The organism is Candidatus Methylomirabilota bacterium (assembly GCA_035260325.1).
Lineage (GTDB): Bacteria > Methylomirabilota > Methylomirabilia > Rokubacteriales > CSP1-6 > AR19.
This window is the reverse complement of the sequence record DATFVL010000289.1, coordinates 1-15,018: the sequence shown is the minus strand read 5'-3', so window position 1 is coordinate 15,018 and position 15,018 is coordinate 1. Positions and strand designations below refer to the sequence as shown.

16 protein-coding genes and 1 pseudogene are annotated in these 15,018 nt (G+C 70.0%); 10 read left to right on the top strand and 7 right to left on the bottom strand.

What is annotated here, in order from left to right; genetic code table 11:
* Positions 1 to 4: 4 nt before the first annotated feature.
* From rpsM to VKG64_18450, 9 genes and pseudogenes are all read left to right on the top strand, one after another.
* Positions 5 to 340: pseudogene (gene rpsM / locus VKG64_18490) on the top strand (30S ribosomal protein S13).
* A gap of 120 nt (positions 341 to 460) precedes the next feature.
* On the top strand, positions 461 to 868 hold the full coding sequence (rpsK, locus tag VKG64_18485) for a 30S ribosomal protein S11 (protein HKB27029.1): 408 nt from the start codon (positions 461 to 463) through the stop codon (positions 866 to 868).
* Positions 869 to 877: 9 nt separating this feature from the next.
* A complete protein-coding gene (gene rpsD / locus VKG64_18480) occupies positions 878 to 1,501 on the top strand; it encodes a 30S ribosomal protein S4 (GenBank protein HKB27028.1) in 624 nt (207 codons plus the stop codon).
* Between the two features lie 21 nt (positions 1,502 to 1,522).
* Positions 1,523 to 2,509, top strand: a complete 987-nt coding sequence (locus VKG64_18475) for a DNA-directed RNA polymerase subunit alpha (protein HKB27027.1) — start codon at positions 1,523 to 1,525, stop codon at positions 2,507 to 2,509.
* A complete protein-coding gene (gene rplQ, locus VKG64_18470; GenBank protein ID HKB27026.1) occupies positions 2,506 to 2,979 on the top strand; it encodes a 50S ribosomal protein L17 in 474 nt (157 codons plus the stop codon). The genes VKG64_18475 and rplQ overlap by 4 nt, the downstream gene beginning before the upstream one ends.
* A 301-nt stretch (positions 2,980 to 3,280) precedes the next feature.
* Entirely contained in the window at positions 3,281 to 5,086 is a 1,806-nt protein-coding gene (locus tag VKG64_18465) for a hypothetical protein (GenBank protein ID HKB27025.1), read from the top strand.
* A gap of 389 nt (positions 5,087 to 5,475) precedes the next feature.
* Complete coding sequence (locus tag VKG64_18460) at positions 5,476 to 5,763, top strand: type II toxin-antitoxin system MqsR family toxin (protein HKB27024.1); 288 nt, start codon at positions 5,476 to 5,478, stop codon at positions 5,761 to 5,763.
* Positions 5,750 to 6,208: a type II TA system antitoxin MqsA family protein gene (locus VKG64_18455; protein HKB27023.1), complete on the top strand. Its 459-nt coding sequence runs from the start codon at positions 5,750 to 5,752 to the stop codon at positions 6,206 to 6,208. Before VKG64_18460 ends, VKG64_18455 begins: the two co-directional genes overlap by 14 nt.
* A 22-nt stretch (positions 6,209 to 6,230) precedes the next feature.
* Positions 6,231 to 6,632, top strand: coding sequence for a hypothetical protein (locus tag VKG64_18450; protein HKB27022.1), 402 nt, complete (start codon positions 6,231 to 6,233; stop codon positions 6,630 to 6,632).
* Positions 6,633 to 6,901: 269 nt separating this feature from the next.
* Here the strand turns inward: VKG64_18450 and VKG64_18445 are convergent, their stop codons facing one another.
* From VKG64_18445 to trxA, 7 genes are all read right to left on the bottom strand, one after another.
* Entirely contained in the window at positions 6,902 to 7,576 is a 675-nt protein-coding gene (locus tag VKG64_18445) for a dienelactone hydrolase family protein (GenBank protein ID HKB27021.1), read from the bottom strand.
* 2 nt (positions 7,577 to 7,578) lie between these two features.
* On the bottom strand, positions 7,579 to 8,820 hold the full coding sequence (locus tag VKG64_18440) for a hemolysin family protein (protein HKB27020.1): 1,242 nt from the start codon (positions 8,818 to 8,820) through the stop codon (positions 7,579 to 7,581).
* A 5-nt stretch (positions 8,821 to 8,825) separates the two neighbouring features.
* Complete coding sequence (locus VKG64_18435; protein ID HKB27019.1) at positions 8,826 to 10,094, bottom strand: hemolysin family protein; 1,269 nt, start codon at positions 10,092 to 10,094, stop codon at positions 8,826 to 8,828.
* A complete protein-coding gene (gene thiL / locus VKG64_18430) occupies positions 10,091 to 11,107 on the bottom strand; it encodes a thiamine-phosphate kinase (GenBank protein HKB27018.1) in 1,017 nt (338 codons plus the stop codon). The genes VKG64_18435 and thiL overlap by 4 nt, the downstream gene beginning before the upstream one ends.
* Positions 11,104 to 11,676: an aminodeoxychorismate/anthranilate synthase component II gene (locus VKG64_18425; GenBank protein HKB27017.1), complete on the bottom strand. Its 573-nt coding sequence runs from the start codon at positions 11,674 to 11,676 to the stop codon at positions 11,104 to 11,106. Before VKG64_18425 ends, thiL begins: the two co-directional genes overlap by 4 nt.
* Entirely contained in the window at positions 11,673 to 13,121 is a 1,449-nt protein-coding gene (gene trpE / locus VKG64_18420) for an anthranilate synthase component I (GenBank protein ID HKB27016.1), read from the bottom strand. The genes VKG64_18425 and trpE overlap by 4 nt, the downstream gene beginning before the upstream one ends.
* A gap of 108 nt (positions 13,122 to 13,229) precedes the next feature.
* Positions 13,230 to 13,559, bottom strand: a complete 330-nt coding sequence (trxA, locus tag VKG64_18415) for a thioredoxin (GenBank protein HKB27015.1) — start codon at positions 13,557 to 13,559, stop codon at positions 13,230 to 13,232.
* Between the two features lie 134 nt (positions 13,560 to 13,693).
* On the opposite strand from trxA, the gene VKG64_18410 reads away from it, so the two are divergent.
* On the top strand, positions 13,694 to 15,018 hold a 1,325-nt coding region (locus VKG64_18410; protein ID HKB27014.1), incomplete at its 3' end, for a sigma-54 dependent transcriptional regulator.

The window sequence follows — 15,018 nt, the reverse complement described above, 5'->3', positions numbered from 1 at the left end:
GGACATGGCACGAGTGGCGGGAGTGGATCTGCCGAGGGAGAAGCGGGGCGAGGTCGCGGTCACGTACATCTATGGCATCGGCCGCCCGACCGCGAAGCGCATCCTCGAGAAGGCGCACGTCGACCCGAACAAGCGGGTCAAGGCGTGGACCGAGGACGAGACGGGGCGCGTGCGCGACATCATCGAGCGCGAGCTGAAGGTCGAGGGCGACCTACGCCGCGAGGTCTCGATGAACGTGAAGCGGCTCATGGACATCGGGTCGTACCGCGGCATCCGCCACCGGCGCGGGCTGCCGGTGCGCGGGCAGCGGACGCACACGAACGCGAGGACGCGGAAGGGCAAGACGCGCGCGGTGATGGTGAGGAAGAAGCCGGCGGCGGCGCCGACGGCGGCGCCCGCAGCGGCTGCGGCCGCGCCGGCCGCCACGGCCGCGGCGCCCAAGAAGGCAGGAGCGTAAGGCATGGCCGACGAGACGAAACCGGCACCACGGAAGAAGGGCGGCAAGAAGAAGGAGCGGCGCGAGGTGCGCACGGGCATCGCGCACATCCAGGCGACGTTCAACAACACGATCGTCACGCTCACCGACAAGATGGGCAACGTCGTGTCGTGGTCGAGCGCCGGGAGCGCCGGGTTCAAGGGGTCGCGCAAGAGCACCCCGTTCGCCGCCCAGACCGCGGCGGAGCTCGCCGCGCGCAAGGCCATGGAGTACGGGCTCAAGCAGGTCGAGGTTTTCGTGCGGGGGCCCGGGGCGGGCCGCGAGGCCGCCATCCGCTCGCTGCAGGCCGTGGGGCTCGAGATCACCGCGATCCGCGACGTGACGCCGATCCCGCACGATGGCTGCCGGCCGCCCAAGCGGCGGCGGGTGTAGGAGGCGACCATGGCGCGGTATCGCGACGCGAAGTGCCGCCTCTGCCGGCGTGAGGGCCTGAAGCTGTTCCTGAAGGGCGCCCGCTGCTTCACGGACAAGTGCGCGATCGAGCGCCGGAACTATCCGCCGGGCCAGCACGGGTTGAACCGCGGCAAGCCGACGGCCTACGGCATCCAGCTCCGCGAGAAGCAGAAGGCCAAGCGCATCTACGGCGTGCTCGAGACCCAGTTCCGCACGTACTTCCAGTGGGCGGAGGCCGAGAAGGGCGTGACGGGCGAGAACCTCCTGCGGCTCCTCGAGCTCCGCATGGACAACGTGGTCCATCGCCTCGGCTTCGCGGCCTCCCGCCGCGAGGGCCGGCAGATGGTCGCGCACGGCCACTTCCAGGTGAACGGCCGGAAGGTGTCCGTGCCGTCCTTCCTCGTCAAGGTGGGCGACGTCGTCCAGCTCCGGCCGACCTCGAAGCTCCAGGCGCGTCTCGACGACAACGTGAACGCGGGCCGGTCCCAGGTGCCGCAGTGGCTGGAGCTCGACCTGAACGAGCGGAAGGGCGTCGTGCGGAGCCTCCCGCTCCGGGACGACATCCAGATCCCCGTCGCCGAGCAGCTCATCGTCGAGCTCTACAGCAAGTAGGAAAGAGGGCGAGCGCAAGACATGCCACGGATTCCGTTCCAGAAGCCGAAGAAGGTCGAGTGGGAGATCCTGAGCGACCGGTACGGCCGGCTCGTCGCCGAGCCTTTCGAGAAGGGCTACGCGCTCACCGCCGGGAACTCGCTCCGGCGGACGCTGCTCGCCGTCGTGCCGGGCGCCGCGGTCTCGTGGGTGAAGATCGAGGGTGTCCGGAACGCCGAGACGAAGATCCCGGGGGTGAAGGAGAGCACGGTGGACGTGCTCCTGAACCTCAAGAAGCTCGCCGTCCAGGTGCCGTCCGGCGAGCCCAAGACGCTGCGCTTCGAGGTGACCGGCCCCAAGGACGTGACGGGCGCCGATGTGCCCGAGACCGAGGTCGAGGTCGTGAACCCGGAGCTGCCGCTCTTCACGATCGAGTCCGCCACGCGGGTGGCCGTCGAGCTCGGCATCGGCATCGGGCGGGGTTACGAGTCGGCGGACAAGAAGACGAGCCCGGTCCCGGCGGGAGCGATCGGCCTCGACGCCGCGTACTCGCCGATCACGCGCGTCACGTACAACGTCGAGATGTCGCGGCTCGGCAAGATCACCGACTACGAGAAGCTGATCCTCGAGGTCTGGACGAACGGCTCCGTGAGCCCGGACGACGCGCTCACGCGCGCCTCGACGTACCTCAGGGGGCACTTCGCGCCGCTCGCGGCCGGTGCGCCGCCGGAGGACGAGGCGGCCGAGGCCGCCTCCGGCGAGGCCTTCCTGCGCGACGCGCTCGCCAAGACCCTCGAGGAGCTGGCGCTGCCGGCCCGCGCGATCAACGCGCTGAAGAACGCCGACATCAACCTGGTGGTGGACCTCGTCCAGAAGGCCGAGGGCGACCTCGAGCACGTGAAGAACCTGGGCGAGAAGTCCATCGACGAGATCAAGACCGCGCTCGCCGCCCTCGGGCTGTCGCTCGGCATGCGGATCGACCCGAACGTCCTCGGCGCGCTCGGGCGCGGCACGGGAGTGGCGCGATGAGGCACCGGATCGCCGGGTTCAAGCTCGGTCGCGTCACCGCGCACCGCTGGGCACTCTTCCGGAACCTCCTCGTGGCGCTGTTCCGCCACGAGCGGATCGAGACGACCGAGGCCAAGGCCAAGGCCGTGCGCGGGCTCGCCGAGCACATGATCACGCTCGCCAAGCGCGACACCCTCCACGCGCGGCGCCAGGTCCTCGCGATGGTCCCCGACACCGGCGTCGTGGGCCAGCTCTTCAGCACCATCGCGCCGCGCTTCGGCGACCGGAACGGCGGCTACACGCGGATCATCAAGACGGGGTACCGCGCGGGCGACAACGCGCCGCTGGTCCTCCTGGAGCTCGTGGACCGCGCCGAGGCGCCGAAGGACAAGGAGAAGAAGGCGGAGAAGAAGGAGAAGGCGCCGCGGGGCGAGGCCGGCGCCGGCGGCAAGCGGAAGAAGAAGGAGAAGGCCGCCGCCGCGTCGGCGTAGGTTCCTCACGCGTTCCCCCGACGCCCGCTCCCTGTCGGTTGCTGCCGGCGTTCTCGCACTTCTCCTCGCGTTCGTCTGGTTCCAGAGCATCGAGCTCCGCCGCCTCCCCGAAGAGGCTCTGGCGCTTCTGGCCGGACTCGGTCGCGGCGGCCTGCCGGGCGTCCAGGGCGTCCGCGAGAGCGCGGCCGGCGCCTGCGCGGCGCTCCTTCTCCTCGTCGCCTGGTACGGTGCTGGCGACCTGCTCCTGCGGCTCGTCGCGCGGGGCGGTCCGGCCGGGGACGGCCCGTCGGCGTCGCTCGCCTTGGCCAGGCGCTGCGCGTTCGGCGCCGGCCTCTGGTCGCACCTCGGGCTCGCGCTCGGCTTGGTCGGCCTCTACCGGCCGGAGGTGGCCGTCGTCGCGCTTTCGACCGGTCTCGGGCTGGCCGGCCTGGCGTTCAGGCGCGCCCGGGTCAGCCGGTGCCCGACTGAGCGGCGCGATGAACTTTTCACGCGGCTCGCGTTGGCCTCTGTCGTGCTGCCGGTCGCGCTCGCCGCCGTCGCCGCGCTGGCCCCGCCCACGGCGAAGGACGCGCTGCAGTACCACATCGCGCTCCCAAAAGCCTGGCTGGCGGCCGGCGCGCTCGTGGATGTGCCCTACAACATTCCGGGTCTGCGCGCGCTCGGCGCCGAGATGAGCGGGGTCTGGGGGATGCTCCTCGGCCGGCTGGTGAGTCACCGGGCCGGAGAGGTCGCCTTCGGCGCGGCGATGTTCGCGTACTTCCCGCTGCTGCTGGCCGTCGTGTATGGCTGGGCGCGCGAGCGCGGCCTCGGCCGGGGCCCCGCCCTCACCGGCGCCGCGCTGATGGCCTCCGCCCCGGTCGCGTGGGAGGTCGCAGGCGCCTCGTACGTCGATCTAGCGCTCGCCCTCTACGTGGTGCTTGCCTTCCGCGCCGCCGCGCGCTGGTCGACCGGCGGAGGCGTAGCCACGCTGGCCGAGCTCGCCCTGGCGCTCGGCTTCGCGCTCTCCGTGAAGCCGCTTGCCGCCGCCGCGCTCGTGCTCCTGGTTCTTCTGGTGCTGCTCCCCGTGTACCGGGCCCAGGGACGACGGGACGGGGCGCGCCTCGCCGCCGCCGGCCTAGGCGCGCTCGCCGCCGGGCTCCTGATCGGAAGCCCGTGGTATCTCCGCACGTGGCTCCTCACCGGCAGCCCGCTCTTTCCGTTCTTCCCCGGGTTGTGGCCGGGCCATGCGCTCGGCTGGGACGAGACGCGCTCCGTCCTGTTCCAGGCCTTCAACGCCCAGTACGGCGGCGACCCCAAGGGCCCGCTCGATTACCTGCTGCTGCCAGTGCGGCTCGCGCTGATGGGGCGGCGAGAAACACCATTGGAATGGGAGAGCGTCTGCGGCCTCGCCTTCCTCGCCGGCACGCCGCTGGTCGCGCTCGCGCTCTGGCGTCGGCGGCTCGATGCCGAGCTCGGTATCGCGGCGGCCGGAGGCGCTTGGCTCTTCGTCTGGTGGGCGCTCTCAGCCCAGGTGCTCCGCTATCTGCTGCCCGCTATGGCGCTCTGGGCCCTCGCCGTCGCCGGCGCCGCCGCCGCGCTGGCCGACAACGGGCGGGTGCTGGCCCGCGCACTGCTGACCGCCACGCTGGGCGGCCAGCTGGTGATCCTGGCCTGGTTCGTCAGCGACGACCCGCTCCGCGTGGTCCTGGGGACCGAGCCGCGCGACGCGTATCTCACCCGTCGGCTCGACTACTATCCATACTACCGGCTCATCAACGAGACGCTGCCGACCGACGCCACGGTCTGGCTCATCGACGTGCGACGGGACACCTATCACCTGGAGCGGGCCTACGTCGGCGACTACCTGTTCGAGGACTACACGTTCCGCCAGTGGGTGGCCGAGGCAGGGAGCGCGGCCGACCTCCGGGCCCGGGCGCGGGCCGCGGGCATCACCCACCTGCTGGTCCGCCACGACGTCCTCTTCGATCCCGCCCGCTCGGTCCTGGTGGACGACTCGCGGCCGGAGACCGAGAATCGGGCCCGGCTCGCCCGCGCACGGGCCTTGCTCTTCGACGAGGCCCGCGTGCTGCGGGCCGACCAGAAGTTCGTGCTCGCCGCGCTCCCCTGAGCGAGGCTCTGCCGGGAGACGACGAGAGCCTCCCGCGGCCCCGGCTACTTGAGGTGCTGGCGAAAGCAGGCCAGGGTGTGCCGCCAGGCGTCCGTGGCCGCGGCCTTCTTGTAGACGTCGGGCCGGAAATTGCGGCGAAAACGTGACCTCGATGAAAACACGGGGTTCGAATCCCGTTGGGGAATCGAACCCGTGTTGCCGAGGAACAGTTGGTGGGAAGGGTTTACGCGACCCAATCAGCCTCGAAGACGATGGTGATCGATATCGATGATTGCAGGCCCGGGCCATCGGGCGCCCCACAGTTTAGGCTTGCCCTATGATTTCACCATATGCATAATCTCACCAAAGAGTGAACGCAGCGTCGATGGCTCACGGCGGTTCTTGCCAGAATCCGCGAGATGGCGGCTCGGCGGAAGGTGCGCTTCACGATGAAGGCACTCCAGGAGCTAGCGGCTCTCGATATGGGACTCGACGAGGAAGACGCCGGGGACGTGCTGGCGAACCTTGCGCCGAGCGATCTCGTTGAGCGCCTCGTTTCGAAGAAGACCGGTGAATGGATGTACGTGTTCAAGCCGTCCGTCGGCGCGGTCGTCGTCTACGTGAAGGTCGTCCTTCGCTCCGATTGCGTTGTCATCTCGTTTCACGAAGAAGAGGATCACAGTGATGAAGACGATTAGCGGGTCGGTACAGCGAACGAAGCGGGGTTCTGTGTTGCCTGACGATGCCTGCCCGGAGTGCGGCACCCCGATGAGAGAGAAGAAAGGCAGGCTCAAACTTCCGGTCAATGGTGAGGAGATTGCCGTTCCGGAGTCTCCGCATCTCAGCTGTCCGAAGTGCCATGAAGTCGTCTTGCGATTCGATGACGCGAGAAAGCTTCGACAGCGAGCTTTGGAGATCTACCGACGAAAGTATGGGCTTCTGTCTGCCGATGAAATCCGCTCGATTCGTGAGCGATTCGGTCTCACACAGGCCGAGCTGGCGCGGCTGCTGCGTCTTGGGGCGAATACAATCTCGCGCTGGGAGGCTGGCCGAAACGTCCAGACGGCAGCCATGGACATGTTTCTTCGAATGATTCGCGATCTGCCGGGGAGCCTCGATTATCTGCGAAGGTACGCCGCGTAGATAAGCGCGACCGGAGGGCAACATGGCAGAGACGAGATCCGTGAACTCGCGGCGACTTGAGATCGTCCGAGGGCACCTGCGTGCGCCGACGGGAGACGTCTACACGATTCCATTCCGAGGCCAGCGCACCAAGCTCCCTGTCATCCGGATCGACGCTCGGGATCTCTGTTACAACATCGAGCTTGGTCGTCTCATCATCGATCGCCTCACGATTATTGACGTTGGGGCAGACGCCGATCCCGAGGACCCGAAGCTTCAAGAAGAAATCGAGAGCAAGATCCTCGCATTCCGTGAGACGGGCCTCCTCAAACGACTGATTGCTCGGGATGGCCAACTCGAACCCGGTGTAATCACGGCCGACGGCTACGCCCAGAAGACGCGAAGCGCGGCGAGCTGTACCTCCTCGAAGCAAGTATGCAGATGACGCGAAACAGCGCCAAACTTGCAGCGACTTATAGCGAAAAAGGTCGTGACTTCAAACACGGGTCCGAATCCGGTTGGCTACCGCTGCGGAGATTGCCGAGCGTAGGTTCACATCCGAACCCTAAACTCCGGTCTCGGCCACGGCACTGCCGTCTCCTGAATCAGTTCCGGTGAAGTCGAGGATGGACGAGGGGCAGTTCGTACGAACGTGGCAACGAGGGAGGCTCGCTCGGAACCGTCCCCCGTTGCCGTCTCAGCAGCGTGGCGCGGCTATTTCAGATTCTTGCGGAAGAAGGTCAGCGTTCGCGTCCAGGCGTCCGCGGCCGCGGGCTTGTTGTAGACGTCAGGCCGGTCGTCGTTGAAGAAGCCGTGGTCCACGCCCGGGTAGATGTTGATCTCCGACTGCTTGCCCGCCTTCTTGATCGCCGCGTCGGTGTCCTTCGCGACCTGCGGCGTCACGAAGCCGTCCTTCTCGGCGAAGAGCCCGAGCACCGGGCCGGTGAGCTTCGAGTAGTCGGGCTTGACGTTCGGGTGGATGCCGTAGAAGTTGACGCAGGCGCCGACCGCGGGGTTCAGGGTCGCGGCGAAGAGGGCGAGCTGGCCGCCCATGCAGAAGCCGACGGCGCCGAGCTTCTTCGTGGACGACTGGCCCAGCAGGTACGTGGCCGCGCCGCGCAGGTCCTTCTCGGCCTGGCCGATGTTGAGCGCCATGAAGAGCTTGCCGGCCCCGTCGGGCTCGTCCGCCGTCTTGCCGTGGTACATGTCTGGCGCGAGCGCGGTGAAGCCCTCGGCGGCGAACCGGTCGCACACCTTCTTGATGTGGCCGACGAGGCCCCACCACTCCTGGATGACGATGACGCCGGGGCCCTTGCCGGACGCGGGCGTCGCGAGGTAGGCGGACGTCTTCGAGCCGTTCGACGGGTACTCCACCATCTTGCCAGCCATGCTCAGGAGCCTCCTTTGGGCGACGGGGTCGGGACGATCTTCACGGCCGTGACGTGTCTCGCGTCGGCCTCCAGCACCGTGATCGTGTAGCCCGGGATCTGGAACTCCTCGCCCACGCGCGGGATGCGGTGGAGCGTCGCCAGGACGAGCCCGGCGACCGTCTCGTAGTCCTCCTTCGGCAGGGACCAGTCGAGCGCCTCGTTCAGCTCGTCCACGTTCGCGCGCGCGGCCACGAGGTAGCTCCCGTCGGGCAGGCGCTCCACCGCGGCGGGGGTCCGGTCGCGCTCGTCCCGGATCTCGCCGACGATCTCCTCGAGGACGTCCTCGAGGGTGACGATGCCGATGGAGCCGCCGTACTCGTCCACGACCACCGCCATGTGGGTCCGCGCGCGCTGCATCTCGCGCAGCAGGTCGTCGATCCGTTTCGTTTCCGGCACATAATACGGCGGGCGCCCGAGCTCCGCCAGCGTCCTCACCGAGGTGCCCCGGCTCAGGAGGTCCATCGCGGCGACGACGCCCACGATGCTGGTCTCCCGTAGCCGGTAGATCGGAATGCGTGAGAAGCCGCGCTGGCGGATGAGCGCGATCGCGTCCTGGGGCGAGGCGGTCTCGGGGAGCATCGCGACCTCGACGAGCGGCACCATGACCTCGCGCACCGTCGTGTCGCCGAGGTCGAAGATGTTGTCGATCAGCTCCGCCTCCTGCGTCGTCACGGCCGCCTCGCCCGGCTCCATCTGGAGCAGCGCCTTCAGCTCCTCGCGGGACACGAACGCGCGCGTGTCCGGCCCGCTCGCGCCGAAGACGCGCAGCACGGAGCGGACGACCACGTTGGCGAAGGCGACGAAGGGCAGCAGCGCGGCGGCCGCCCAGGTGAGCGGCTGGTAGAGACGCAGGATGAGACTCGTCGCCCACTCCCGCGCGACCGCCTTGGGGATGATCTCGCCGAAGACCAGCATCACGGGCGTGAGCAGGAGCGTCACGACGACGGGCGCGAGGCCGCCGAGGAACGGCAGGAGGCTCCACGTGACGGCCGAGGCGGCGACGATGTGGGCGACCGTCACGCCCATCATCGCGGTCGAAAGCACGCGCTCGGGCTGGCGGAAGGCCTCGAGGTAGAGCGCCGCGGTGCGGTTCCCCTCCTCCGCGAGGTAGCGCAGGCGGTGCCGGCTCGCGGCGATGAAGGCCATCTCGGCGGCGGAGAAGAACATCGTCGCCAGGAGGCACAGCGCGGCGAGCCAGAGCATCGGCGTCACGCCGCGACCTCGCCCGAGACGGGCTTCTTGAGGGCCACGAGCACCTCGACGACGCGGGTGCGCTCGACCTTCTCGACGGTCACGACGAGCTCGGGGGTCTGCTTCCGCTCCCCGCGCCGGGGCACGCGCCCGAAGAGATCGAGGACCCAGCCGCCGACCGTGTCGTACGACTCGCTCGAGACGCTGAGCCCCGTCGCCGCGTTCAGCTCGTCGATCGGCAGCTTCCCGGAGACGCGGAAAGTCCTCGCGTCCACCCGCTGGATGAGCCGCTCCGGCTCGTCGAACTCGTCCGCGATCTCGCCGACCAGCTCCTCCAGGAGGTCCTCGAGCGTGACGAGCCCCGCCGTCCCGCCGTACTCGTCCACGACGATGGCGATCAGGAGCTTCTTCGCCTGGAATTCCTGCAGGAGGGCGTCGGCGCGCTTGGACTCCGGCACGAAGTAGGGCGGGTGCAGGTGCGCGCGGAGGTCGAAGTCGGGCGGGAGGCCCTCGAGGTAGGGCAGGAGGTCCTTGGTGTAGAGGACGCCCACGATCACGTCGATCGAGCCCTCGTAGACGGGCACGCGCGAGTGCAGCTGCTCGCGCAGCGCGGGCAGGATGCGGTCCGCGGGCGTCGCGACGTCCAGGCAGAACATGTCGGGCCGCGGCACCATCAGCGAGCGCACGAGCGTGCCCTCGAGCTCGAAGACCTTGAGGATCATCTCGCGCTCCTCGCGCTCGACCACGCCCTCGCTGGCGCCGACGTCCACGAGCGTCCGCAGCTCCTCCTCGGAAAGCTCCGGCTGCCCCCGGCGCTCGCTGCCGATGAGCCGGACCGTCAGCTCGCTGAGCGCGGCCAGGAGGGCGCGCACCGGCGCCAGGAGCCGCCCGAGCCAGCCGACGGGGCGGTCGACGAGCGCCAGGAACCGCTCCGGATACTTGACCGCGAGGGTCATCGGCAGGACCTCGCCGAAGGTCGTCAGGATAAGGATCGTGCCGAGGATCTGGACGGGGAGCACCCACCTGTGGCCGAACACCTGGTCGGCGATCAGCGCGGCGAGCGCCGAGGCGGCGATGTTGATCAGGGTGATGCCGACGAGCAGCGTGACGAGGAGCTCGTGGGGCCGCTCGATGAGCGGCTGCGCCGCGCCGGCGCCCTCGGCGGCGACGCGCTTGAGCCGCGCGCGGCCGAGCGAGAAATACGCCGCCTCCGCGCCGGTGAGGAGGCCCGAGCAGACGATGAACACGACGAGGCTCAGGAGCTTGACGAACAGGTTGTCGCTCACGCCCGCCCCGTGACGAAGTGCTCGAACCCCGGCGCCACCTGGACCTCGCGGCCCGCGGCGTCGGTGTAGCGGACGCCCTCGCCGGCGGCCGCGACCTCGCCGATCGCGGTGAGCCGCGCGCCCGTGGCCTCGGCGAGGCCGGCGGCGAGCCGTGGGAGCGCGCCCGGCTCGCACGTCAGCAGGAGCTCGTAGTCCTCGCCGCCGCCCGTCGCCCAGGCGAGCGCGTCGTGGCCGAGCGCCGCGGCCACGGCGCGTGCGCCGTCGGCGACGGGCACCTGAGCGAGGCGGACGCGCGCGCCGACGCCGCTCTCCTCGGCGACGTGACCGAGGTCCGTGGCGAGGCCGTCGGAGAGGTCGATCATCGCGGTGACGCCCCCGGCGGCCGCGAGCCACTGCCCCTCGCGCACGCGCGGGCGCGGCCGAAGGTGCGCGGCCCGCACGGCGTCGAGCGCCGCCGCGGCCACGCCCGCGGGCGCCGCCGGCCGCTCGAGCAGCGCCAGCCCCGCGGCCGCGCCGCCGAGCGCGCCGGTGACCGCGATGACGTCGCCCGCGCGCGCCGTGGAGCGGAGCAGCGGCTTGGCGGCGGCCTCGCCGAGCAGCGTCACGTTCACCATCCAGCCCGCGGGCGACGCGGCGGTGTCGCCGCCGACGACCGTGACGTCGTGCTCGCTGGCCAGGGCCAGCAGGCCGGCGTAGAACGCCTCCGCGTCCTCCACGCTCACGCCGTCGGGGCAGGCGAGGGCGATCAGCGCCCAGCGCGGCCGGCCGCCCATCGCCGCGATGTCGGACAGGTTCACGGCGAGCGACTTCCAGCCGAGGTCGGCGGGCGTGGCCCACCGGCGCCGGAAGTGGACGTCCTCGATCATGAGGTCGGTCGTCGCGAGCAGGAGGCGCCCCGCGCCGGGCTCGAGCACGGCGCAGTCGTCGCCGATGCCCACCCGCACGCCCGGGCCGCGCCCCGCGGCGCGGCGGACGATCTCGATCAGCCGGCGCTCGGTGGCCCGCCCCGTCATGAGCGCGCCAGCGCCAGGAAGTTCTTCAGGAGCTGCTTGCCCTCGACGGTCAGGATGGACTCGGGGTGGAACTGCACGCCCTCGACCGGATAGCGCCGGTGACGCAGGCCCATGATCTCCCCGTCCTCCGCCGTCGCCGTGATCTCGAGGTCGTCGGGCACGGTCTCGCGCAGCACCGCGAGGGAATGATAGCGCGTGGCGACGAACGGGTTCGAGAGCCCCGCGAACACGCCGCGGGCGTCGTGGCGGATCGCCGAGGTCTTGCCGTGCATCTGCGTCTTCGCGCGCGCGACGGTCGCGCCGAACGCCTGGCCGATCGCCTGGTGGCCGAGGCAGACGCCGAGGATCGGCGTCGTCGGGCCGAGACGGCGGATCACCTCGAGGGAGACGCCGGCCTGGTCGGGGTTGCCCGGGCCGGGCGACACGACGACGCGCTCGGGCCCGAGCGCCAGGACGCCCGCGACGTCCAGCGCGTCGTTGCGCACCACCTCGAGCCGCGCGCCGAGCTCGCCGAGGTACTGCACGAGGTTGTAGGTGAAGGAGTCGTAGTTGTCGATGACGAGGATCATCGCCGCCGGCTCCCCGCCGCGATCCGCAGCGCCAGCAGCATCCCCTGGGCCTTCGAGCGCGTCTCGAGCCACTCGGTCTTCGGGTCCGAGTCGGCGACGATCCCCGCGCCGACCTGCACCGAGGCGCGCGTGCCGTGACAGACGACGGTGCGGATCGTGATGCACGAGTCGAGGTTGCCCGAATAGGAGACGTAGCCGACGGCGCCGCCGTACGGCCCCCGCTGGGTGGGCTCGAGGTCGTCGATGATCTCCATCGCCCGGATCTTCGGCGCGCCGGTGAGCGTCCCGGCGGGGAAGCACGCCTGGAGCACGCCGAGCGCATCGGTGCCGGCCCGGAGCCGGCCCGTCACGTGGCTCACCAGGTGCATCACGTGCGAGTAGCGCTCGATCGCCATGAACTCCGTCACCGTGACCGAGCCGAGCTCGGACACGCGCCCGACGTCGTTGCGCCCGAGGTCCACGAGCATGACGTGCTCGGCGCGCTCCTTCGGGTCGGTGCGGAGCCGGTCCTCGATCTCGCGGTCCTGCGCCTCCGTGCCGCCGCGCGGGTGCGTGCCCGCGATGGGCCGGAGGTCCACGCGGTCGCCCTCGAGGCGGACGAGCACCTCGGGCGAGGAGCCCACGAGGGTGGTCGGGCCGAGCCGCAGGAAGAAGAGGTACGGCGACGGGTTGATGGTCCGGAGCGCGCGGTACACGGTGAACGGGTCGGCGCCGAGCCGGCAGTCGAGCCGGCGCGACAGGACGATCTGGTAGGCGTCCCCGGCGGTGATGAACTCCTTCGCGCGCCGGACGGCGTCGGTGTACTCCTGCTCGCTCATCGTCGAGGTGAAGCCCTCCTCGCCCTGGGCGAGCAGGGGGGCGTGCGACGGCAGCGTGAGGGGCGCGGGGGCGCGCGCGGGGCGCGCGAGCTTCGCGAGCGTCATGCCGATGCGCACGGCCGCGCGGTCGTAGGCGCGGTCGAGCGCCGCGGGGTCCCGGCGGTCGAGCACCGCGTTCGCGATCACGAGCAGCCGGTGGCGCAGGTTGTCGAAGACGAGCAGCGTGTCGGTGAACATGAAGACGGCGTCGGGCAGCCCGAGGTCGTCCTCGGTGGTCCGCGGCAGCCGCTCCATGTGGCGGACCATGTCGTAGGCGAGGTAGCCGACCGCGCCGCCCTGGAACCGCGGGAGGCCCGGCACCGGCACCGGCTGGAACTGACGGAGCAGGTCGCGGACCGCCTCGAGCGGGTTCCCGTCGGGCAGGCGCTCCGTCCGCGTCCCGCGCCTGAGCGTGAGGCGGCCGTTCTTCGCCGTCAGCACCATCAGCGGGTCGGCGCCGAGGAAGGAGTACCGCGCCCAAACCTCGCCGCCCTCGACCGACTCGAGCAGGAACGCGTAGGGCCCGGGCCGGAGCCTCAGGTAGGCCGACAGCGGCGTGTCGAGGTCGGCCGGGAGCTCGGCGAACACCGGGACGAGGTTCCCCCGCGCCGCGAGAGACCGGAACTCGTCTCGGCTTGGAGAGAGAGACGGGATGCCTATGCCCGAGGTACTAATGCGGTCCCCGCCCGGGGTGCCTCAGGCGAGCGCGTCCAGCTTTTCTTTGATCTTGGCCCGGGGCACGGCCCCGATGACCTGGTCGGCGACCTTCCCCTGCTTGACGAACAGGATCGTCGGGATCGACCTGATCCCGTACCGCGCCGCGAGGCCGGGGTTCTCGTCCACGTTGACCTTGGCGAGCGTGACCTTGCCGGCGGACTCGCGAGTCAGATCTTCGAGGACCGGCGAGATCGCCCGGCAGGGCCCGCACCACTCGGCCCAGAAGTCCACCATCATGAGGCCGTGCTGTCGGCTCAGGGTCTCGTCGAAGCTCTGCTCGGTGAGGTGGACGGTCGCGACGTCAGCCATGCACGATGTCTCCTCGTTAAAAAGTCAACAGCCACGCTAACATGGCAGCGACTCCGACGCAAGATCGGGTCTCTTGATCTCTCCGGAATACCTTGTCAGTTTGACACCAGTTTATGCTAAAGTCTCTCACGCCCATGGAAATGGCCAAGATCCTGGTGGTGGACGACGAGCCCTCGATCCTGCGCCTCCTGCAGGAAGCGCTGACCCAGTGGGGGTACCAGGTCAAGTGCGCCTCGAGCGGCACCGACGCGATCGAGGCCGTGCGCGGCGAGATGTTCGATGCCGTCCTCACCGACATCCGCATGCCCGAGATGAGCGGCCTCGAGCTCCTCAAGGAGATCAAGCGCCACGACGAGTCCATCGAGATCGTCATGATGACGGGCTACCCGACCATCACCTCGGCCGTCGAGGCGCTCAAGGAGGGGGCGTACGACTATCTCTCGAAGCCGGTGATCCTCGACGAGCTCCGCCACCTCATGGTGCGGATGATGGAGCGCCGCTTCCTCCGCGGCGAGGTGCACGACCTCCGCGAGCGCCTCGGCGAGGAGCTCGCCGTCACGGAGCTCGTCGGCAACTCGGGGCCGATGCAGCGCGTGAAGGAGATCATCGCCAAGGTCGCCCCGACCTCGTCGCCCGTGCTCATCGAGGGCGAGAGCGGCACGGGCAAGGAGCTGGTGGCCGCCGCGATCCACCGCCTCTCGCCGCGCGCGAAGGGCCCGTTCGTCCCCGTCAACTGCAGCGCGATCCCCGCGGATCTCCTCGAGTCCGAGTTCTTCGGCCACGTCCGCGGCGCGTTCTCCGGCGCGGTGTCCGACACGGTCGGGCTCTTCCGCGGCGCCAACGATGGGACGATCTTCCTCGATGAGATCGTGGAGCTCTCGCCCGCGCTGCAGGTGAAGCTCCTGCGGGTGCTCCAGGAGATGCAGGTCCGCCCCGTGGGCTCGACCAAGGCGTACGTGGTCGACGTGCGCGTCATCGCCGCGACCAACCGCGACCTCGACCGCGCGATCGCCGAGGAGAAGTTCCGTCAGGACCTCTATTACCGGCTGAACGTGGTCCGGGTCAGCCTGCCGCCGCTCCGGGCGCGGCGCGAAGACGTCCAGGCGCTCGCCAACTACTTCATCCGCCGCTTCAACCGGCGCTTCCGCCGTGAGCTCCGCGGCATCACGCCCGAGGCGGTCACCGCGCTGCAGGGCTACGACTTCCCGGGCAACGTGCGCGAGCTCGAGAACCTCCTCGAGCGCGCGTACGCGATGGGCGCGCGCGAGCAGATCACGCTCGCCGACCTGCCGAGCCTCGCGAGCGACCGCGTCCTGTCGGCGGCGCCGATGAGCGGCGGCGGGGCGATCCCGCAGCTCGCCGAGGTGGAGAAGGAGCTGATCCTGCGTGCCCTCGCCTTCTACAAGGACGACAAGGAGGCCGCGGCGAACGCGCTCGGCATCTCGCGCCGCACCATCTA